The organism is Janthinobacterium woesei, assembly GCF_051380875.1.
Classification (GTDB): Bacteria; Pseudomonadota; Gammaproteobacteria; order Burkholderiales; family Burkholderiaceae_D; genus Janthinobacterium.
Genome location: NZ_JBNYXW010000003.1, coordinates 199571 through 221232, shown reverse-complemented (window position 1 = coordinate 221232; position 21662 = coordinate 199571). Strand labels below are relative to the sequence as shown.

Sequence of the window (21662 nt, the reverse complement as noted above, 5' to 3'; positions counted from 1 at the left end):
GGTGGCTGGCCGAGTTGCCTTGCCCTACTATTGGTCGAAGTTACGCGGCGAGTAAGCCCACGCTGCCCCAAACTTATTTATAACTCATTTTCCTGGATGCCTTCCAGTCAGGAAAATGCTGGTGCAGGCAATTACAAGCCGGGAAAAAGCAACGTGCAACCACTCAAGGTCGCAGCGTACCAAGCGCATCGTCATGCATATCGTGACTGCTCACAGGCAGGCAGAAAGCAATGGACCGGATGAAGCACAGGTCGGCGCGCATGGTCATGACGACGGCATGCTCTTGAGGAGTCAAAGGTTTGTAGATTTTTTCCATGGCGGCACCTTACAACTAGAAGGTATTACACTTGGTCTTTGAGAACGCACGCTCTGCACACTCATATCAGACAACGAACCAAGCTAGACGACTTGACCGATACCCCGACCAATTTTATTAGCTCTAGTCACAACGCCAAGAAAAATCACTTTTGTTATACGGGCCAAATTAGGAATAGGGGCAGGGGCGGCCGCCCCTGCGCTTTGTCAAACTTTATTATTTTTTGTCAGACTTTATTATTTGCCGACACACTCGATTGATGTAAAAATTTAAATTACTCCACCGTCACCGACTTGGCCAGATTGCGTGGCTTGTCCACATCCGTGCCGCGTGCCAGTGCCGTGTGATAGGCCAGCAATTGCAGCGCCACCACGTGCAGGATAGGCGACAGGTCGCCGTAGTGCTCGGGCAGGCGGATGACGTGCAGGCCTTCGCCGGAGCTGATGCGCGAGTCGACGTCGGCGAAGACGTACAGCTGGCCGCCGCGGGCGCGTACTTCCTGCATGTTCGATTTGAGCTTTTCGATCAGCGCATCGTTCGGCGCGATGGTGACAACAGGCATTTCATTGGTCACCAGGGCCAGCGGGCCGTGTTTCAGTTCGCCGGCCGGGTACGCTTCGGCGTGGATGTAGGAAATTTCCTTCAGTTTCAAGGCGCCTTCCAGGGCGATCGGGTAGTGCATGCCGCGGCCCAGGAAGAGGGCGTTTTCCTTGCGCGCGAATTCTTCCGACCAGGCGATGATTTGCGGTTCCAGCGCCAGCACGGAGGCGATGGCGACGGGCAGGTGGCGCATGGCTTTCAGGTGCGCCGCTTCCTGTTCTTCGGACAGGCGGCCGTTCACTTGCGCCAGGCACAAGGTCAGCAGGAACAGTCCGGCCAGCTGCGTGGTGAAGGCCTTGGTCGAGGCCACGCCCACTTCCACGCCGGCACGCGTGATGTAGGCCAGCGCGCATTCGCGCACCATGGCGCTGGTGGCCACGTTGCAGATGGTCAGGGTGTGATGCATGCCCAGGCTGCGCGCATGTTTCAGGGCGGCAAGGGTGTCGGCCGTCTCGCCGCTTTGCGAAATAGTCACTACCAGGGTGTTCGGGTGCGGCACGCTGTCGCGGTAGCGGTATTCGCTGGCCACTTCCACGCTGACGGGCACTTTGGCGATCGATTCGATCCAGTATTTTGCCGTCATGCCGGCGTACGAGCTGGTGCCGCAGGCGAGGATCAGGACGCGGTCGATCTGCTTGAAGACTTTATACGCGTCGTCGCCGAACAGTTCCGGCATGATGGCCGTCACGCCTTCGAGCGTGTCGCCGATGGCGCGCGGCTGCTCGAAGATTTCCTTCTGCATGTAGTGGCGGTACGGGCCCAGTTCGGCCGCGCCCGTGTGCGCATGCACGGTTTTCACTTCACGCTCGACAGGTTTGCCATCGACGTCGACGATCCAGCAGCGCGACAGTTGCAAGTCGACCACGTCGCCTTCTTCCAGGTAGATGATCTGGTCGGTCGTGCCGGCCAGCGCCATGGCGTCGGACGCCACGAAGTTTTCACCGTTGCCCAGGCCCACGATCAAAGGCGAACCCTGGCGTGCGGCGACCACGCGGTGCGGCTCGTCGCGGCAGAAAACGGCGATCGCATACGCGCCGTCGAGGCGTTTCACGGCTTGCTGCACGGTCTCGAACAGGTCGCCGTTATACATGTGCTCGACCAGGTGGGCGATCACTTCCGTGTCCGTCTGGCTCTGGAAGACGTAGCCGAGGGCCGTCAGTTCGGCGCGCAGTTCGTCGTGGTTTTCGATGATGCCGTTATGCACCAGCGCCACGCGGGCGTTTTCTTCCGTTGGGGAAAAATGCGGATGCGCATTGAACGAGACAGGCGCACCATGCGTGGCCCAGCGCGTGTGGGCGATGCCCGTGAAGCCGCTCAAGCCTTCTTCGCCGATCTGCTTTTCCAGTTCTGCCACGCGCGAGGTGGAGCGCGAACGTTGCAAGTGGCCGTCGACGTGCAGGGCGATGCCGCAGGAATCGTAACCGCGGTATTCCAAGCGCTTCAAGCCTTCGAGCAGGATGGGAGTAATGTTACGTTGCGCTACTGCGCCGACGATGCCGCACATGGAAACCTCTGTTTAGTATTTAATCAATGCACGCATGCTAATGCAGAGCGCATGAAATAAGCTTTCTAAATCCATGTATTTTTGAACGAATATTTCACGCATATTTCATGGTGAAATATAATTTCATATAAACTCAATTTATTTGCCAATTCATCAAACCATGAGCGAGCACAACATTATCCTCGACGAGATCGATCGTCGCATCCTGAATGCGCTGCAAGTTGATGCATCGCAAACCAACAGCGAGCTGGCGCGATCGGTGCATGTGTCTGCGCCCACCTGTTTGCGGCGCGTCAAGCATTTGATCGAGAGCGGCGTGATCGAGCGGCAAGTGGCCATCGTTGCGCCGCAACTAGTGGGCGCGCGCCTGACGGCCATCGTGGAAATCACGCTCGACGTGCAAGCCTTCGAACGCATGGCGCAATTTGAACAGCTGGTGGCCAGCGAGCCGGCCGTGCTGCAATGCTATCGCGTCTCGCCCGGGCCCGACTTTGTGCTGATGGTACAGGTTGCCGACATGCCGGCCTACCATGCGCTGGCGCACCGCCTGTTTGCCGCGCACGCCAATGTGCGCAACGTGAAAAGCTATTTTTCCACCTTCCGCAGCAAGTTCGAGACGCGCATCGCCGTCTGAGGCAAGCTGGCTGACACTTATCCCGGGTTATCCTCGCTTCTCAGCCTGCTTATGCACACTGTTATCCACAGTTTGAAAATCATCCATTTTCACAACTGCAGCACCTGTGGCAATCTGCGGATGGCAGAAAGCGGTACTACGTACGTCCAAAGAAACTTATCCCGACTTATGCGCGGCTTACCCACCAGTTAGCAACATGCTTTTGCACAGATTTACCCACAGGCAGCACCCGGTTATGCTTCTTAAATAGCATTCAAATTCAATGACTTAAAAGTTATTCCTGGATTATCCTGGAATTACACACAGACTTATCCACACGCCAGGCAAACAACCTTGGAGATCTGCCTGATGTGTGCGTACAGCCTGGCCATCGCCATAACAATGCGAATGGCCAGCAAAACTTATCCCGCCTTTTCCACCGCTTATACCTGGCTTATCCCTGGCTTATCCAATACTTTTCAGCATGCTTGTTCACATCTTTATCCACACGCACAACTTCACCTGAAAAAATCGTTGCGCATGCATCCTTCAGTTATCCCGGGTTGCCAGCCATTTTTCCACAGGATTATCCACAGGCGTAAAAAACGCCACCAGCCCGGGCAGGCTGGCGGCGTCATGCATACTGAGCGCGGTACGGCTTATTTCGGAATTTTCACAGGACGCGCCCAGCCGTCGATGGTCACTTGCCGCGCGCGCGATACGGTCAGCTTGCCTGCTGGCGCATCTTTCGACAGGGTCGTGCCGGCGCCCAGGGTGGCACCCTTGCCCACCGTCACGGGAGCGATCAGCTGGCTGTCGCTGCCGATGAAGACATCGTCTTCGATGACGGTGCGGAACTTGTTGACGCCATCATAGTTGCAGGTAATCGTGCCGGCGCCGATATTGACCTTGGAACCGATGGTGGCATCGCCGATATATGCCAGGTGGTTGGCCTTGCTGTGCGCGGCGATCTGGCTGTTTTTCACTTCCACGAAATTACCAATGTGCACGTCTTCCGCCAATACCGTGCCCGGGCGCAGGCGCGCGTATGGGCCGATGATGGAGGCGGCGCCGACGACGGCGTCTTCGATATGGCAAAACGGCTTGATGTGCGCACCGGCCGCCACCTTGGCATTGATGATGACATTATTGGCGCCCACGCGCACGCCGTCGCCCAGTTCCACCCGGCCCTCGAACACGCAACCGACATCAATGGTGACATCGCGGCCACAAATGAGTTCGCCACGCACGTCGATGCGGGCCGGGTCGAGCAGGGTCACGCCACGTTCCAGCAGGGCCTGCGCGATATTATTTTGGTGAATGCGTTCCAGCTGGGCCAGCTGCACCTTGCTGTTGACGCCCGCCACTTCCCACACGGCACTCGGATGCGCAGAGGTGACGGCGACGCCATCGGCAACGGCCTGGGCAACGATATCGGTCAGATAGTATTCCCCTTGGGCATTGTTATTCGACAAGGCCGACAGCCATTTCTTCAAAGGCGCGGTGGGCACGACCATGATGCCGCTATTGATTTCGCGGATGGCGCGCTCGGTTGGCGTGGCATCCTTTTCCTCGACGATGCGCACGATGGCGCCCTGCTCGCGCACGATGCGGCCCAGCCCATACGGATCATCCTGTTCCACGGTGAGGATGGCCAGCTTGTCGCTGCCGGCCGCCTGTACCAGATGCTGCAAGGAAACTACGCTGGTCAGCGGTACGTCGCCATACAGGATCAAGGTGGGTACCTTGTCGTCCAGCAAGGACATGGCTTGCTGCACCGCATGGCCGGTGCCCAACTGCTGCGCCTGCTCGGCGGCGTCGATCTGCACGGCATGGCTGGCGTTGTAGCCATCGAGCAACTTCAGCACCGCTGCGCCCCCATGCCCATAAATCACGCATAATTTGGACGGCGCCAGGCTGCGCGCCGTATCGATTACGTGCGACAACAGGGGCTTACCAGCCAGCGGGTGCAGTACTTTTGGCAAGGCAGACTGCATGCGTTTGCCCATACCGGCAGCGAGAATGACAACGTTCATAGACCGTATTTACTTATTAAGTTGAGAATATGAAAAAGTTTAACACGCAGCCCCCTTATTTCACTCCCTTCAGCCGCTTTCGTTACGCCGTGCTGGCCTTGCTGTTGGTCATCATGGCCGGCTGCAGCGGCTTGCGCCTGGCCTATAACAATGGCGATACGGTGCTGTACTGGTGGCTCAATGCTTATGTCGACCTGGACCGCGACCAGAAAGGCTGGGTGCGCGAGGATATCGACAAGCTGTTCGACTGGCACCGCAAGACGCAACTGAAGGATTACGTGGAAATCCTGCGTACGGGCCAGAAGCAGCTGCAGGGCAATGTCACCCAGGCGGACTTGCTGGCGGACTATAGCGAGGTCAAGCAGCGCACCCAGGCGCTGCTACTGAAGGCGGCGCCCGAGCTGGCCGATCTGGCGCGTTCGCTGAAACCCGAACAAGTGGCGCAGATGGAAAAGAAGTTCAAGTCGAACAATGATGATTACCGCAAGAAATACCTGAGCGGCGACAAGGACAAGCGCCAGAAGCTGCGCTACAAGAAGGCCATGGAGCAATTCGAACTGTGGTTCGGCAGCTTCAGCAGCGAGCAGGAAGCCCACATCCGCCAAGCCTCGGACGCGCGTCCGCTGGACAACGAGATCTGGCTCGACGAACGCATGCGGCGCCAGCAAAATGTGTTGAATCTGGTCAAGAAAGTGCAGCAGGAAAAACTCGGCAAGGACGCCACCGTGCCCCTGATCAACACCTTGGTCAAGGACAGTTTTGCACGCCTGGACCACTCCGAGCGCAAGGCCTTTTTTGACGCCTACGAAAACAGCACGGCGCAGATGGTCTTGACGGTGATCAAGGTCGCCACGCCGGCGCAAAAAGCCCACGCCATCAAGCGCATGCAGGGCTGGATCGACGATTTCAATTCCCTCGCCAGCGAACCTAAATAGGAGCCTGTGGAACCTTTCGCCAGCCGGGGGGCTGGCAATGGGCGAGGAGGCCATATGCTATAGTGGCCGCCATCGAATTGAAGAAATCCCCCATGCAAAAGAAGATCAAAAAACCTGCCAAAGTCCCCGTCCACCACGCGCCGCCACCGAACCAGGTGCGCATCATCGGTGGTCAATGGAAACGTTCCGTGCTGCCTGTTTTGCAGGCACTGGGCTTGCGCCCCACGCCGGACCGCGTGCGCGAGACCGTGTTTAACTGGATCAATCACTTGCGCGACGGCGACTGGGCCAATGCCCAGGTGCTCGACCTGTTCGCCGGCAGCGGTGCACTGGGCTTCGAGGCGGCCAGCCGCGGCGCGGCGTCCGTCACCATGGTCGATACGCACACGCCCGTGATCCGCCAGCTGGAAGAGAACAAAGCCAAATTGCGCGCCGAGAATGTGCAACTGCTGCGCGGCGACGCGCTGCTGACGGCGCAAGGCCTGGCGGCACGCGGCCAGCGCTTCGACCTGATCTTCCTCGACCCGCCTTACCAGCAGGATTTCCTGGCGAAAGCCCTGCCGCTGTGCGCGAACCTGCTCAAGGAAGGCGGCATGGTGTATGCGGAATCGGGCTTGCCGCTGGTCTTCGATGCCGACAGCGAAGTGGAAAAGCCGGAGTGGATGGCGCCGTGGGAAGTCATCCGCGCCGACAAGGCGGGCACCGTCTACTATCATTTGCTGACTTACAACAAAGTGCCGTCAACGGCCTGAATCTGCTTATAAATTAAGCAGAAAAGGGCCCCAAGCCAAGGCGATGCACCAAAGTGGGCACCATTTTCAGGCATAATGCGCGTCTATATTGGTGCATCGTTAGGGAGCCGCAATGGTTGTAGCCGTTTATCCAGGAACATTCGATCCGCTCACGCGCGGTCATGAAGATTTGGTACGCCGCGCATCGGGTCTGTTTGACAAGCTGATCGTCGGTGTGGCCGACAGCAAGAACAAGCAACCGTTTTTCTCGCTCGACGAACGCCTGGAAATCGCCAACGAAGTGCTGGGCCATTACCCGAATGTGCAAGTGGAAAGCTTTTCCGGCTTGCTCAAGGATTTCGTGCGCAAGCACGAGGCGCGCGTCATCGTGCGCGGCTTGCGCGCCGTCTCCGATTTCGAATACGAATTCCAGATGGCGGGCATGAACCGCTACCTGCTGCCCGATGTCGAAACCATGTTCCTGACGCCGTCCGACCAATACCAGTTCATTTCGGGCACCATCGTGCGTGAAATCGCGGCCCTGGGTGGCGACGTCTCCAAGTTTGTCTTCCCCTCGGTGAACCGCTGGCTGCAAAACAAGATTGCTGCCAATGCTGCCTTACCCGAATAAGCTAGAGTTGAATTAAGCCATGGCACTACTGATCACTGACGAATGCATCAATTGCGACATTTGCGAGCCCGAGTGCCCGAATGACGCGATCTACATGGGCGCGGAAATCTACGAAATCGATCCCAGCAAGTGTACCGAATGCGTGGGCCACTTTGACGAGCCGCAATGCCAGCAAGTGTGCCCCGTCAGCTGTATCCCCTTCAATCCCGCCTGGCTTGAAAGCCCGGAACAGCTGATGGCCAAGTACGAACGGCTGCAAGCTGAGCTGCCAGCGGCAAAAACTTAAGCTTTTCTCCTGCGCCACTTCTGCGTGGCGCCAACTTCTGCCAACTGTTCTACACTGTGTGCTTGTGCAAACTTATCCACAGCACGGGGTTTCCACGGAGGTAGAAGATGCACATCAGCACATCCCGTTTGCGCCGCTGCCTGGCCGCCGCCTGCCTGTGCGGCGCCCTGGCGCCGCCCGCGCTGGGCGTCGAGGTGGGCGGCGTCAAGCTGGACGACACGGTACAGCTGGCCAACCACGAACTCAAGCTCAACGGTGCCGGCGTGCGCTACAAGGTCATTTTCAAGGTCTACACGATCGCGCTGTACCTGCCGGAAAAGAAAACCCAGCTGGCCGACATCCTGGCGCTGCCCGGGCCGCGCCGTCTCGAGATCGTCATGCTGCGCGACATCACCTCCGACGAACTGGGGCAAGCCTTCATGCAGGGCTTGATCCGCAGTTCCGAGCAAGCCGACCGCACGCGCCTGCTGAGCCAGACGATGCAGTTTGGCGCCATGTTCGAGATGGTGCCGGGCCTGAAAAAGGGCGACATCCTGACGGTGGACTGGCTGCCGGAAGAGGGCACCTTATGCAAACTGAACGGCAAGCAGGTGGGCGACAGGGTGCCGGAGCTGGCTTTCTACAATGCACTGCTGAAAATCTGGATCGGCAGCCATCCGGCCGACACCCAGCTGAGAGCACACTTGCTGGGCGAAGTAGCGTAACCGGCCAGCTACGGACGTAAAAAAAGCCGGTGCGCACACCGGCTTGTCTTTCTGCAACAGTTTCAGCTTAGGCGCGGGTCGACAAGGCGCGCAGTTCGGCGGCATTGCTCGGCGACACGCCACCCATCTTGCCCAAGGTACGCTGCAAGGCTTGCGCTTCGCGCATCTGCTGGCGGGCCAGGCGCTCTTCGCGGCTCAGCTTGGGGCGCACCACCAGCACCATGGCGCGCGCGATGCCTACCAGCAAAGGTTTGAACAGCAGGGCGAACGCGCCCACGGCGACGATCACCAGCACGATTTGCAGGGCGTTGAGCAGGGAAATCTCCAGCACGGGTGCGGATACTGCGTACAGGGCGGAGGCGAAGGTAGACATAGTGTTCCAGTGCATTATAGAATTTGACTGTACTATAGTGCAGTGCAACATATAAATCTAATTCCATTTCCTGATACCAATTATATGAATCATGAATGGGAAAGTGTAATATTTTTTAACGAGTGAAAATATTCGTGCCCGGCGCGGTTTACACTCTTAACTAATCTGATTATCTGAATTCAACTTTTATCTGGGCTTTCCATGAGTTTTCTGACGCTGGATCTGAACTTGCTGCGTGTTTTCGACGCCGTCATGACGGAACAAAACCTGACGCGCGCAGCCGGCCACTTGGCGATGACGCAGCCGGCGGTATCGAACGCCATCAAGCGCCTGCGCGAGAGCCTCGGTGACGAATTGCTGATCCGCACGGCGTATGGCGTGAAGCCCACGCCGCGCGCCGAAGCGCTGTGGCCTTCCGTGCGCTCGGCCCTGGCCAGCCTGGAAGCGGCCGTCACGCCGGAAACCTTCGACGTGTCGAAGACCCACGCCACCTTCCGCATGGCCATGGCCGACGCCACCGCCGCGTTCTGGCTGCCTTCCCTGATGCGTTCGATCGAACGCGAAGCGCCGGGCGTGAACGTGCGCATGATGCCTTTGACCACGCGCGAACCGCGTCCGATGTTGCTGCGCGGCGATATCGACCTGGCTGTGGGCTTCTTTCCCGGCGTGGCGGCGCAGTTGTCGAGCGACACCAGTTCGCCCATCCGCCACGAACGGCTGTATTCCGGCAAGTATGTGTGCGTGATGCGGCGCGGCCATCCGCTGGCGAAAGTGGAACTCAACCTGGACAATTACTGCGCCGCGAATCACTTGCTGGTGAGCTTTTCCGGCCGCGCCCACGGCCTGGTCGATGAGGCGCTGGCGCAAATCCACCGCGAACGGCGCATCTTGCTGACGGTGAACCAATTCTTCACGGCAGGGCGCGTGGTCGCCAATTCCGACCTGATCACCGTCTTGCCGCGCCATTTGATCGCTTCGACGGGCATGACGGAATCTTTGCTGCACAAGGATTTGCCGTTCACCTTGCCGGCCGTCCACCTGGACATGCTGTGGCACGAGCGCGACGCCCGCAGCCCCGCCCACAAATGGCTGCGCAACCATCTGGAAAGCATGAACACGCCAACTTTACGTACGGCAACGGCCGCCGGCGGCGGCGTGGCACCCAAGCCGTATGATGAGTAAGCCATAGGCAGGCACCCATAAAAACACCGGATGATCACTCATCAGGTGTTATGCATGGCTGCTGGAGCGGTAACCTACTCTAAACCCGCCCCAATGCTTGCCATCGACGTGGATGGGCACGGATAAATCATGCATGACTTCACCCGTGTCGCGCTTGTACGTCTGCAACAAGAACGCTTTCGTGTTGCTGCCGCAGCGCGTGCCAGTGCGGTCGCTGAAGATGCGCTTGGTACGGTTGTTAACAATATCGGTAGCGTAATCGCCCGTCAGCGGCTGGGAAAACTTCTTGTTGTGCGTAGGAAAGTAGCCATTATTGTCGACGGCGCCCGCATACGCCAGATGGGGCAGGGCGGCCAAGACGCCTTCCTGCAGGTCTGGCAAGACCTTGTCCGTAAATGCGTCGAATTTCGTGTTGTGCTTGGGCGGATTGGTATTCGGGATGGGGCGGTAGTGGCGGTCGAACAGCGCTTCGCGCGTGATGCGGCCCGCAGCGATGGCTTGTTCGAACAATTTCCCCACCTCGTGCGCGGCACGCTGGGCGGCTGCGCGGATTTCGTCGTGCGGCGTGGCCACCTTGGCTTCACCGAGGGCGCCGGCGATCACTTCGGCCCGCTCGGCCAGGGCCATCGCCGATTGCGTGGCGCGCGGCAATTCGGCATTGGTCGACAGCATGCTGTCGCGGATTTGCAAGATGGCGTCGGCGATCACTTGCGTCGTATCAACATGTTCACGCGAGGCGCGGGCGATCTGCCCGATCTCGTCTTCCGACACGCCCGACGATTCCTCGATATGGCTCAATGAAGCGTGCACGCTTTCCACATTGCGCGCCGCCTCCGTCACGCCCAGGGCCAGCGAGCTCATGCCGCGTGCGGCTTTTTCCGACTGTTCATTGATTTCGCGCACCATCACGCTGATTTCATCGGAAGCTTCCTTGGTGCGCTGCGCCAGTTGCCGCACTTCGCCGGCCACTACGGCAAAACCGCGGCCATGTTCGCCGGCGCGCGCCGCCTCGATGGCGGCGTTCAGCGCCAGCAGATTGGTGCGCGCGGAAATATCGGAAATGGCTTGCGTAAAACCGCTGATGCGTTTGGATTTTTCCTGCAAGCTCAGCATGGCGCTGGAAGCGCCCTGGGCTTCTTCGCGGGCGCTAATGATGCGCCGCAAACCCTGGTCCACTTCTGCCCGCGCCGCCACGCTTTCCACGCGCACGCCGGCAGCCACCTTGGCGGCCCGTTCCGCATTGGCGGCGATCTTTTCCGTCATCACGGCATTTTGTTCAGAACTGTCGGCGATGTCGCTGGCCGTCTGCACGTCGAGCTCCACCTTCTGTTTGACGGAATCGACAAAGTACGAGGTTTCCGCCGCGCCGATCATGATGGCGTCGATGGCATTGCCGACGGTGCCGGCGAACTGGAGTAAGTCTGACTCGCCGCGCGGGCGGCCGGCGAACGCCAGCAACGCGGCGCCGGTAACGGCAGCCACGCAGGCAATCAGATAGGGATATTCACCGCCGCCCAGCGCCAGCAGCAGAAAGACCAGGCAACAGGCCACGGCCATGGCCAGGATCGTGCATACAAAGAAACGCACCAGCTGATGCTGCAACTGCTTCATTTGTCCCCCGCTGCGAAAACCCGTCACGCCCCAGGCAGGGACGTGCCGTAACCGTATGCGGGGGGCACAATTGCCCGCCTTGCACCCTGAACTGACGTCTGCGCGTTGTTTCAGGCGGCTACCGGATAGCAGAATAGTAGTTCTACCCTACAACATTTGTTCCGATAGCTCAATCAGAAAAGTGGACCGGCTACACTTCGGTCACTTAATCGGCAGTTTAGTCGTGTTTTTGACCTCTTCCATGACGGCATAAGTGTGGGTTTCCCGCACACCCTTTTGCAACAGCGTCTTGCCCAGGAATTCGCGGTAAGCGGCCATATCCTTGACGCGCGCCTTGACCAGGTAATCGAAACCGCCAGCGACCATATGACATTCCAGTACCTCTGGAATGATTTGTACGCTATGCTTGAAGGCGTCGAACACTTCCGGTGTGGTGCGATCGAGCACGACTTCGATAAATACCAGCAACGACACGTCGAGCAACTGCGGGTTCAACTGAGCCGTATAGCCCATGATGTAACCGGATTCATGCAGCTTGCGCACGCGCTCCAGGCAGGCAGCCGGCGACAAGTTCACGCGCGCGGCCAGTTCCACATTGCTGATGCGTCCATCGCTCTGCAATTCCATCAAGATTTTCTTACTTATCTTGTCCAGCATTCGAACCACCCCCATATAAATATTATTTGGTTAAATTGTCGCATCAAAAACTATCTATTGCTAGTCCTCTGTATTACCAGAATTAATCCATAAGAATCCCCTTTACAATCGAATCATCTTAACGTTCGACTTTCTGTATTTTTTTGCACCAAAAAAGAGCAAAAAATACCGCAAGTTTCGTCTCCTTTTTCTTGTAAAGAGTTCCTATGCACCCTGCTGGTCCTTCGGCTTTTACCCCGATTCCATTTGCTGCGCTCCAGGCCGAAATCCTGCCCGAAGCGACGCCACAACGCGCCGCCATCACCGCTGCCTATAGGCGCGAAGAGGTTTCCGCCGTGCAGTGGCTGTTGCAACAAGTGCGCGCCAGCAGCACCGAAACGACGGCCGAAGGACAAGCGCTGGCGCACCGTCTGGTATCGAACGTGCGCCAAAAACGCACACGCGCGTCGGGTGTCGATGCACTGATGCATGAGTTCTCCCTGTCCTCGGAAGAGGGTGTGGCATTGATGTGTCTGGCCGAAGCGCTGTTGCGTATACCCGACACTCAAACGGCAGATCGCCTGATCGCCGACAAAATCAGCAAGGGCGACTGGCGCAAGCATCTGGGCGAATCGCCATCGCTATTCGTCAATGCGGCCACCTGGGGACTGTTGATTACGGGAAAATTGGTCAGTACCAGCAGCGAATCGGGCCTCGGTTCGGCCATGACCAAACTCATCGCCAAGGGCGGCGAGCCATTGATACGCAAAGGCGTCGATTTGGCCATGCGCATGCTGGGCAACCAGTTCGTGACGGGGCAAACCATCGAGGAAGCCTTGAAAAACAGCCGCGACAACGAAACACGCGGCTACCGTTACTCGTACGACATGCTGGGCGAGGCGGCGCTGACGGAAATCGATGCGGCCAACTACTATGCCTCGTATGAAACGGCGATCCACGCCATCGGCAAGGCATCGAATGGCCGCGGCATCCGGAATGGCCCCGGCATTTCCGTGAAACTGTCGGCCCTGCACGCGCGCTACAGCCGTGCCCAGCGCGCCCGCGTCATGGAAGAATTGTTGCCGCGCGTCAAAGCGCTGCTGTTGCTGGCAAAGCAGTACAACATCGGCTTCAACATCGATGCGGAAGAAACGGACCGTTTGGAACTGTCGCTGGACCTGATGGAGGCATTTGCTTTTGATACAGATTTGGCCGGCTTCGAAGGCATCGGCTATGTGGTCCAGGCGTATCAGAAACGTTGCCCGTTCGCCATCGATTACCTGATCGACCTGGCCCGCCGCAGCAACCGCAAGTTCATGGTGCGCCTGGTCAAGGGCGCGTATTGGGATGCGGAAATCAAACGTGCGCAAGTCGATGGCCAGGAAGGCTATCCCGTCTACACGCGCAAGGTTTACACAGACGTCTCCTACCTGGTGTGCGCGCAAAAACTGCTGGCCGCCAGCAGCCTGATCTACCCGCAATTTGCCACGCACAATGCGCAAACCTTGTCGACCATCTACACCTGGGCCAAGCGCGACGGTGTCGCCGACTACGAATTCCAGTGCCTGCACGGCATGGGCGAGACGCTGTACGACCAGGTTGTCGGCCCGGCCAACCTGGATAAACCTTGCCGCATCTACGCCCCTGTCGGCTCGCATGAAACCTTGCTGGCTTACCTGGTGCGCCGCCTGCTGGAAAACGGCGCCAACTCGTCGTTTGTGAACCAGATCGTCGACGAAAGCGTGGCCATCGATAGCCTGATCCGCGATCCACTGGAACTGGCGCGCCTGCAGGGTGGTTTGCCGCACCCGTCGATTCCCTTGCCGCTGGACATGTTTGGCAGCGAGCGCAAAAATTCCGCCGGTCTCGACCTGTCGAATGAAGACACCTTGCGCACCCTGGCCGTGGGCCTGGCGCAGCAGCACGAATGGCACGCTACGCCACTGATCGATGGCGCCGTCAGCCTGAATGCGCCCACGCAAACGCTGCACAACCCTGCCCGCCAGGACGATATCGTGGGCAAGGTCACGCAAGCGGGCCCGGCGGACGTGGAAACGGCCCTGGCCAGTGCCAGCGCGTATGCCATGGATTGGCAAAGCACGCAGCCGTCGCTGCGCGCGCAAGCGCTGCAGCGCGCCGCCGACCTGTTCGAGGAACACCATATCGAGCTGATGGCCCTGGCCGTGCGCGAAGCGGGCAAGTCGCTGCCGAACGCGATCGCGGAAATCCGCGAAGCCGTCGACTTCCTGCGCTACTACGCGGCGCAGGTCGAACACGCGCCCAACACCCTGGCACTCGGTCCCGTCACCTGCATCAGCCCGTGGAACTTTCCGCTGGCCATCTTTACGGGCCAGCTGGCCGCCGCCCTGGCAGCGGGCAACGTGGTGCTGGCCAAGCCGGCCGAGCAAACGCCGCTGATCGCCCACCGCGCCGTACAACTGCTGCATGCGGCAGGCGTGCCGCGCGGCGCGCTGCAATTCTTGCCAGGCAGCGGCGAGGTAGTCGGCGCCGGCCTGTGCAATGATGCACGCGTCAAAGGCGTGATTTTCACGGGCTCGACGGAAGTGGCGCAGTTGATCAATCGCCAGCTGGCTGCGCGCGCCGTGGCCGAGTCGATCGACATTCCCCTGATCGCCGAGACGGGCGGCCAGAACGCCCTGATCGTCGACTCGTCCGCCTTGCCGGAACAGGTGGTGCAGGATGTGATGTCGTCCGCGTTCGATAGCGCCGGCCAGCGCTGCTCGGCCTTGCGCGTGCTATTCCTGCAAACGGAAATCGCCGACAAGACCATCCATATGCTCAAAGGCGCCATGCAGGAATTGCGCGTCGGCAATCCTGACCACCTGGCCACTGATATCGGCCCCGTCATCGATGCCGAAGCGCAAGGTAATCTGCTGGCGCACATCAACAAGATGAAAACAGTGGCCATCGACCACTATTCGCTCGACTTGCCGACCGTTAATGGCACGTTTGTCGCACCGACCGTGCTGGAAATCAAGTCACTGGAGCAATTGACGCACGAAGTCTTCGGCCCCGTGCTGCACGTGATCCGCTACAAGCGCGCCGAATTGCCGCAATTGGTGCAATCGATCAATGACAGCGGCTACGGCTTGACCCTGGGCATCCATACGCGCATCGATGAAACCATCGACTTCATCACCAAGCGTGCGCATGTGGGCAATATTTATGTCAATCGCAATATCGTCGGCGCCGTGGTGGGTGTGCAGCCGTTCGGCGGCGAAGGCAAGTCGGGCACCGGGCCGAAGGCGGGCGGTCCTTTGTATCTGAAACGCTTGCAGCGCAATGCGCCAGCCGGTGCGCAGCACCAGCGCCAGGCGGCGCCGGCGCTCGACGCGCTGACCGTGTGGGCGAAGATGCATGGCCACGACAAGGTACAGCACCTGGCGCAGGAATACGCCCGCACGACCTTGCTGGGCAGCACCATCGTCTTGCCAGGCCCGACGGGCGAGCGCAACACCCTGAGCTTCGCCGCACGGGGCACCATCCTGTGTGCGGCGGCCACGACGGGTGTGCTGATGAATCAATTGGCGGCCGTGCTGGCCACTGGTAACCAGGCCCTGGTGCTGGCCCTGTCGCCAGCGCTGATTCCCAGCGATCTGCCGTCTGCATTGCAAGACCGCATTCAGGTGATCCACGATATCGCCTCGCTCAGGCATGACATCCACATCGCCATGATCGAGCCTGGCCTCGATAGCCAGCTCAAAGCGCTGCTGGCGGCCCGTGAGGGCGCCCTGGTGGGCACCATCGCGACGACCGAGGATGCAGTCATCCCCCTGTGGCGTCTGGTCGCTGAGCGGGCGCTGTGCGTGAATACGACGGCGGCGGGCGGGAATGCGAGTCTAATGATGCTGGGTGTCTAAAGGTTTTAAGATAAGTATTGGAATAGAAAATGGCAGAACCGCTGGTTCTGCCTTTTTTTTATGCACGCTTGAATACACTCAGCCAGCCAGGCGCTGGCACAGCTTTTGAATCACGGTAAACGCATAAGGCGAGGCGACGGTTTGCACAAAACGCATGAAGTCGACGGCCGCTTCTTCATTCGCGTTGTCGGAAATCGTGCGCATGACGGTAAACGGCACGCCCAGTTCAAAACACACTTGCGCCACGGCGGCGCCTTCCATTTCGAGCGCCAGCAAATCGGGCAAGTCCTGTTTCAACTGACGCACATGCGCGGCGCTGCTGATGAACTGGTCGCCGCTGGCAATCATGCCGCGGTGCACCTGTGCGTGCTGCAGCGCAAATTGCGCAATTTCCACGCCATGCAATACCTTCGCAAGGTCGTCGCGCAGGAAATCTTCTGCGGCAGCGGCCAGCTGTGAACTCAGTTCCAGGTCCGTGGCAAAGCGCTGCAGCCCCGTCAATGGCACTTCGAAGCGGGGAAACAGGGGCCGGGCATCCATGTCGTGCTGCAGCAACGCTTCGGCCACCACGATATCACCCACTTTCACGTTCTTATCTCCACTGCCAGCCACGCCCGTGAAGACGATGTGGGTAACTCCGTACTTTTCCACAAGGATAGAAGCTGTCATGGCAGCGGCAACCTTGCCCAGACGCGACAGGACGCACACAGCGTCGATATTCCACAGGGTTCCCAGGGTGTAGTCCCGCATGCCGTGCGAACGCTTCTGGGGGCCTTGCATGGCTTCTACCAGCCCCTGCTGTTCTTCGTGCAAGGCACTGATGATGCCTAAACGCATCTTTTTGCTTGAATTCATGCTTTTTTTACAGGGTTTTTAGGTTGGAAGACTTAAAAGACGGTGTTAACAGCCGTTTTGGCGACTTTTCCACCGTTCGCGTTTGTCTCTGTGTTTTAAATAAAGAGGTATACATAAAAATAGTAGTAATAGTAAACGCCTGTTTTTTTGTGGATAAGTCGGTATACCACCAAAGAATCATCAACTTAGCGTACAAAAAAGTACGCGCATAAACATTGTATCGAGATAGGACTTGTTTGGGATAAAAGTTCGCCTGTGGACAAAGAAGGAGTTTCCCCACATCTCATCCTGTGGATATGCAGGCACTTATCCACACCTGCGAGCCAAAAGCACCGTTTTTCTTGCCGTAGTGGTCAGTTTGTAGCGGGTCATGCGCGATGCCAGTGCCTGGCAATGCCTGTTGGCAAACCAGCGGCATGGTTTTGTCGCTGACGTTGGTGTCCAGGTGATTCCTGGAAGACGGTTTTGCAGTGAGCCGCGATGTTGCCGTGGGCATTTTTCTTGACGTTTTTTGTATGTTTTTTTGAAATATTCCCGGACTTCTGTTTTTTTTGTCGGTTTACAATAGATCTATATATAAAAATAGTAGTAATAGTAAACGCGCTTTTTTCTGTGGATAAGTCACTTTTTTTCAACAGGATCAAGCGTTTACGCTAAAAATAAAGCATGCATAATCGCTGTATCAGGCAAGGAGCAAAATTGTATAAAATGCGGGCCTGCGCATAACTTCGTGTTTACTCACAAGTCATCCTGTGGATATCAAGTGACTTATCCACAATCGTCTCAAATTCCCCCTGATTGATATCAAATTGCCGATTTGCCTGTAGGCCTGGCAGGACCGTTTGCATCTGTCTTTTGCAAAACGGTTTGGTAGTGCCGTGCGCGCGATACCGGCCGTGCCGCTTTTCGTCGCGTCTTGTTGGCCTGCTTTTTTTTTCTTGTGGAGCAAGTGTTTTTTTTGATGGCGCGTAGCGCAGAGGGGTGTGGACGCGAACAATGGCGAACAGGACAAAGTTCGCGTTGTCGGGTTTACCTTAACAAGCTTGTATACAAGCATAGTAATAGTAGTTAACGCGGACAACTTCTGTGGATAACTCTCAATTTATCCTTGTAAACAATCGCTTGGCGCGCGGATAAACGCTGAGTAAGCGCTGTATGCCGACAGGATGGTTTCTGGACAAAAAGAAGCGCCTGAAAAATTTTTTCGTTTACGCACATTTCGTCCCTGTGGATATCCATATGCTTATCCACAGCCTGTAGCCCTGTTTTCTTGTCTTTTTATCTGTCCGCTTGCAGCGCCAAAAATGCCTTACAGCACGATTAGTGTCGCCCTCGCATGGCACTGGTGGTAATCTCACTTGCGGCTCAGTAGCCATGCATGAACGAATACAGACTCTGGTAATGGGATGCGGCGGGGAGACACGCCGCGCGACCGTGCGACAGCACTCAAGACATACTTGAAGGAGCTTCATTGGAATCGGCAGGCGAATATGACTACATCATCGTTGGCGGCGGCACGGCAGGTTGCGTGCTGGCCAACCGGCTTACGCGCGACAAGGACGCCAGCGTCTTGCTGGTAGAAGCGGGCGGCAAGGACGATTACGTCTGGATCCACATCCCCGTCGGTTATCTGCATTGCATCGGCAATCCCCGCACGGACTGGCTGTATTCCACGCAAGCGGACGCCGGACTGGGCGGGCGCAGCCTGATTTATCCGCGCGGGAAAGTGCTGGGCGGCAGCTCTTCCATCAACGGCATGATCTATATGCGTGGCCAGGCGGGCGATTATGACCACTGGGCCGACCTGACGGACGACGCTTCCTGGCGCTGGGACAAAGTCTTGCCGCTGTTTAAACAAAGCGAGGATTATTACGGCGGCGCCTCGGAAAACCATGGCGCCGGCGGTGAATGGCGGGTGGAAAAACAGCGTCTGTCGTGGGATATCCTGAATGCGTTCCGCGATGCGGCGCAGCAAGTGGGCATCCCGAAAACCAGCGATTTCAATGGCGGCGACAACAGCGGCAGCGCGTATTTTGACGTCAACCAGCGCCGCGGCATCCGCTGGAATACCTCGAAAGCATTTTTGAAACCGGCTGCGCGCCGGCCCAATCTGACCATCATGACCGGTTGCCACGTGGAACGTTTGCTGCTCGAAGCGACGGACGCAGGGCCGCGCTGCACCGGTGTGGTATTTACGGGCGGCGGCACGCAATGGCAGGCCACCGCCAGGCGCGAAACCCTGCTGACGGCGGGCGCCATCGGTTCGCCGCAATTACTGCAATTGTCCGGTATCGGTCCGGCCGCCCTGCTGCAGCAGCACGGCATTGCGCCCGTGTTTGACGCGCCTGGCGTGGGCGGTAACCTGCAAGACCATCTGCAGCTGCGCATGGTGTTTAAAGTGCAGGGCGTCAAGACATTGAACATGCTGACTGGCAATTTGCTGGGCAAGATGCAGATCGGCTTGCAATATGCGCTATTCCAGAGCGGGCCCATGTCGATGGCGCCGTCGCAGCTGGGCGCATTTGCCAAGTCCGACCCGCAGCAAGCCACGCCGAACCTGCAATACCACGTGCAGCCGCTGTCGCTGGATAAATTTGGCGAGCCACTGCATGCGTTCCCCGCGTTTACGGCCAGCGTCTGTAATTTGCGGCCCACCTCGCGCGGGCGGGTAGACATCGCTTCCGCCGACAGTTATGCGGCGCCGAAGATTGCCCCCAACTATTTAAGTACGCCGCAGGACCGCGTCGTGGCGGCCGATGCCTTGCGCCTGACGCGGGCAATCGTTGCCGCGCCGGCCCTGAAGAAATTTTTGCCGGAGGAATACAAGCCAGGCCTGCAATTCCAGAGCGAGGAAGAGCTGGCGCAGGCGGCCGGCCAGATCGGCACCACCATCTTTCATCCGGTGGGCACTTGCCGCATGGGCTTGGCCAGCGACCCCTTGAGCGTCGTCGACAGCCAGCTGCGCGTGCTCGGCGTGGCTGGACTGCGCGTGGTCGACGCCTCCATCATGCCCTACATCACCTCGGGCAATACCAACTCGCCGACGGTGATGATTGCGGAAAAAGCGGCGCAAATGATACACGCGGCCTGGAAATAAGCAGGCTCAAATGTGAGTTTGCGCCATTCGGGCCGCCGCAAAATCCCCGTAGTTATACTGTATTGTGCGTTAAATTTAAGTTGTGTATTATAAAAATGACTAAGTAGTGCAAAAAGTACAACTAGGAGACACGATGTCAAACGTAATCTTGGAAACAAGAAATTTGACCAAGGAATTCAAGGGCTTCACCGCTGTCAGCGATGTCAACTTGAAAGTAGAGCGGGGCCACATCCACGCCTTGATCGGTCCGAACGGCGCCGGCAAGACCACGTGTTTCAACTTGCTCACTAAATTCCTGGTCCCTACTTCCGGACAGATCCTGTTCAATGGGAAAGATATCACTGCCGCCAAGCCGGCCCAGATCGCCCGTATGGGCGTGATCCGCTCATTTCAGATTTCCGCCGTTTTCCCCCATTTGTCCGTGCTGCAGAATGTACGCATCGGCTTGCAGCGCCAGCTAGGCACCTCGTTTCACTTCTGGCAAAGCGAACGCGCCCTAAACCAGCTCAATGACCGCGCCATGGCCTTGCTGGCTGAAGTCGATTTGACGGAGTTTGCCGACACCATCACGGTCGATATGCCGTATGGACGCAAACGGGCGCTGGAAATCGCCACCACGCTGGCGATGGAACCGGAAATGATGCTGCTCGACGAACCCACGCAAGGCATGGGCCACGAGGACGTGCACCGCGTCACGGAACTGATCAAGAAGGTCTCGGCCGGGCGCACTATTTTGATGGTGGAGCACAATATGAACGTGGTGTCGGGTATCTGTGACAAAATTTCCGTGCTGCAACGCGGCGCCATGCTGGCCGAAGGCACTTACGCGGAAGTGTCGCGCAATCCGCAGGTGATGGAAGCATACATGGGCACGACCCAGGCCGAACTGGAAGGGGCGCATTGATGGCGGCTACTAACAAGGCACCGGCGCTGGAAATTGCACAACTGCATACCTGGTATGGCGAATCGCACATCTTGCATGACGTCAATTTGACGGTGCAGCAGGGCGAAGTGGTGACTTTGCTGGGCCGTAATGGCGCCGGCCGCACGACCACCTTGCGCGCCATCATGGGCTTGACGGGCGCACGCACGGGTTCCATCAAGGTCAACGGCGTCGAAGCGATCGGTTTGCCTACGCACAAGATCGCCCACCTGGGCATCGGCTATTGTCCCGAGGAGCGCGGCATTTTTTCATCGCTGTCGACCGAAGAAAATCTGATGCTGCCGCCCACCCTGGCCAGCGGCGAGAAGGGCATGTCTGTGGAGGAAATCTACGCCATGTTCCCGAACCTGCAGGAGCGCCGCCACAGTCAGGGTACGCGCCTGTCGGGTGGCGAACAGCAGATGCTGGCCGTGGCGCGCATCTTGCGCACGGGCGCGCGCCTGCTGCTGCTCGATGAAATTTCCGAAGGCCTGGCGCCCGTCATCGTGCAGGGCCTGGCGCGCATGATCACCACCCTGAAGGCGAAGGGCTACACCATCGTCATGGTAGAACAGAATTTCCGGTTTGCCGCACCGCTGGCGGACCGGTTTTATGTGATGGAGCACGGTCAGATCGTCGAGACTTTTGCTGCATCCGAACTGGAGGCCAAGATGCCGGTATTGACCGAGCTGCTTGGCGTGTAGTCCCATGTAGTACCCGTCATCGTCCAGCAATCGTCTGAATAGCAC

The 21662-nt window shown here is 58.1% G+C and carries 18 protein-coding genes; 11 read left to right on the top strand and 7 right to left on the bottom strand.

The features are described 5' to 3' along the window. Positions 1 to 163: 163 nt before the first annotated feature. Complete coding sequence (locus tag ACQ4W6_RS04325) at positions 164 to 316, bottom strand: hypothetical protein (RefSeq protein ID WP_436565951.1); 153 nt, start codon at positions 314 to 316, stop codon at positions 164 to 166. A gap of 274 nt (positions 317 to 590) precedes the next feature. After that, positions 591 to 2420 carry a glutamine--fructose-6-phosphate transaminase (isomerizing) gene (gene glmS, locus ACQ4W6_RS04320; protein ID WP_436565950.1) on the bottom strand — a complete coding sequence of 610 codons (1830 nt, stop codon included), beginning with the start codon at positions 2418 to 2420 and terminating at the stop codon, positions 591 to 593. Between the two features lie 160 nt (positions 2421 to 2580). Between glmS and ACQ4W6_RS04315 the strand changes: the two genes are divergently transcribed. After that, entirely contained in the window at positions 2581 to 3054 is a 474-nt protein-coding gene (locus ACQ4W6_RS04315) for an Lrp/AsnC family transcriptional regulator (protein WP_436565949.1), read from the top strand. 638 nt (positions 3055 to 3692) lie between these two features. On the opposite strand, the gene glmU is transcribed toward ACQ4W6_RS04315, so the two are convergent. Beyond that, positions 3693 to 5069 (bottom strand): bifunctional UDP-N-acetylglucosamine diphosphorylase/glucosamine-1-phosphate N-acetyltransferase GlmU, encoded by a 1377-nt coding sequence (glmU, locus tag ACQ4W6_RS04310; protein WP_436565948.1) that lies wholly within the window; start codon positions 5067 to 5069, stop codon positions 3693 to 3695. A gap of 29 nt (positions 5070 to 5098) precedes the next feature. On the opposite strand from glmU, the gene ACQ4W6_RS04305 reads away from it, so the two are divergent. The 5 genes from ACQ4W6_RS04305 (at position 5099) to ACQ4W6_RS04285 (ending at position 8356) form a co-directional block, all read left to right on the top strand. Then, positions 5099 to 6004, top strand: a complete 906-nt coding sequence (locus ACQ4W6_RS04305) for a DUF6279 family lipoprotein (protein ID WP_436565947.1) — start codon at positions 5099 to 5101, stop codon at positions 6002 to 6004. A 92-nt stretch (positions 6005 to 6096) separates the two neighbouring features. After that, positions 6097 to 6756, top strand: a complete 660-nt coding sequence (gene rsmD, locus ACQ4W6_RS04300; RefSeq protein ID WP_436565946.1) for a 16S rRNA (guanine(966)-N(2))-methyltransferase RsmD — start codon at positions 6097 to 6099, stop codon at positions 6754 to 6756. A gap of 112 nt (positions 6757 to 6868) precedes the next feature. Next, on the top strand, positions 6869 to 7366 hold the full coding sequence (coaD, locus tag ACQ4W6_RS04295; protein ID WP_071325932.1) for a pantetheine-phosphate adenylyltransferase: 498 nt from the start codon (positions 6869 to 6871) through the stop codon (positions 7364 to 7366). 19 nt (positions 7367 to 7385) lie between these two features. After that, complete coding sequence (locus tag ACQ4W6_RS04290) at positions 7386 to 7652, top strand: YfhL family 4Fe-4S dicluster ferredoxin (protein WP_436565945.1); 267 nt, start codon at positions 7386 to 7388, stop codon at positions 7650 to 7652. 107 nt (positions 7653 to 7759) lie between these two features. After that, positions 7760 to 8356, top strand: coding sequence for a chalcone isomerase family protein (locus ACQ4W6_RS04285; RefSeq protein WP_436565944.1), 597 nt, complete (start codon positions 7760 to 7762; stop codon positions 8354 to 8356). A gap of 67 nt (positions 8357 to 8423) precedes the next feature. On the opposite strand, the gene ACQ4W6_RS04280 is transcribed toward ACQ4W6_RS04285, so the two are convergent. Beyond that, positions 8424 to 8729, bottom strand: a complete 306-nt coding sequence (locus ACQ4W6_RS04280; RefSeq protein WP_436565943.1) for a hypothetical protein — start codon at positions 8727 to 8729, stop codon at positions 8424 to 8426. Positions 8730 to 8930: 201 nt separating this feature from the next. Between ACQ4W6_RS04280 and ACQ4W6_RS04275 the strand changes: the two genes are divergently transcribed. After that, complete coding sequence (locus tag ACQ4W6_RS04275) at positions 8931 to 9911, top strand: LysR family transcriptional regulator (RefSeq protein ID WP_436565942.1); 981 nt, start codon at positions 8931 to 8933, stop codon at positions 9909 to 9911. Positions 9912 to 9959: 48 nt separating this feature from the next. Here the strand turns inward: ACQ4W6_RS04275 and ACQ4W6_RS04270 are convergent, their stop codons facing one another. Together ACQ4W6_RS04270 and ACQ4W6_RS04265 are read right to left on the bottom strand one after the other, a co-directional pair. Further along, positions 9960 to 11522 (bottom strand): methyl-accepting chemotaxis protein, encoded by a 1563-nt coding sequence (locus tag ACQ4W6_RS04270; RefSeq protein ID WP_436565941.1) that lies wholly within the window; start codon positions 11520 to 11522, stop codon positions 9960 to 9962. 201 nt (positions 11523 to 11723) lie between these two features. Further along, positions 11724 to 12179 (bottom strand): Lrp/AsnC ligand binding domain-containing protein, encoded by a 456-nt coding sequence (locus ACQ4W6_RS04265; protein WP_010393827.1) that lies wholly within the window; start codon positions 12177 to 12179, stop codon positions 11724 to 11726. 206 nt (positions 12180 to 12385) lie between these two features. Between ACQ4W6_RS04265 and putA the strand changes: the two genes are divergently transcribed. Beyond that, positions 12386 to 16039, top strand: coding sequence for a trifunctional transcriptional regulator/proline dehydrogenase/L-glutamate gamma-semialdehyde dehydrogenase (putA, locus tag ACQ4W6_RS04260; protein ID WP_436565940.1), 3654 nt, complete (start codon positions 12386 to 12388; stop codon positions 16037 to 16039). Positions 16040 to 16117: 78 nt separating this feature from the next. Here putA and ACQ4W6_RS04255 read toward each other — a convergent pair whose 3' ends face one another. Beyond that, a complete protein-coding gene (locus tag ACQ4W6_RS04255) occupies positions 16118 to 16876 on the bottom strand; it encodes a 5'-methylthioadenosine/adenosylhomocysteine nucleosidase (protein WP_436565939.1) in 759 nt (252 codons plus the stop codon). A 1489-nt stretch (positions 16877 to 18365) separates the two neighbouring features. Between ACQ4W6_RS04255 and ACQ4W6_RS04250 the strand changes: the two genes are divergently transcribed. The 3 genes from ACQ4W6_RS04250 to ACQ4W6_RS04240 all read left to right on the top strand — a co-directional run bounded on the left by ACQ4W6_RS04250 (position 18366) and on the right by ACQ4W6_RS04240 (position 21617). After that, the gene (locus ACQ4W6_RS04250; protein WP_436565938.1) at positions 18366 to 19991 is read left to right on the top strand and encodes a GMC family oxidoreductase; all 1626 of its coding nucleotides are present in this window, start codon (positions 18366 to 18368) and stop codon (positions 19989 to 19991) included. A gap of 133 nt (positions 19992 to 20124) precedes the next feature. After that, a complete protein-coding gene (locus tag ACQ4W6_RS04245; protein WP_436565937.1) occupies positions 20125 to 20895 on the top strand; it encodes an ABC transporter ATP-binding protein in 771 nt (256 codons plus the stop codon). Continuing rightward, entirely contained in the window at positions 20895 to 21617 is a 723-nt protein-coding gene (locus ACQ4W6_RS04240; RefSeq protein ID WP_436565936.1) for an ABC transporter ATP-binding protein, read from the top strand. The genes ACQ4W6_RS04245 and ACQ4W6_RS04240 overlap by 1 nt, the downstream gene beginning before the upstream one ends. Positions 21618 to 21662 lie beyond the last annotated feature (45 nt).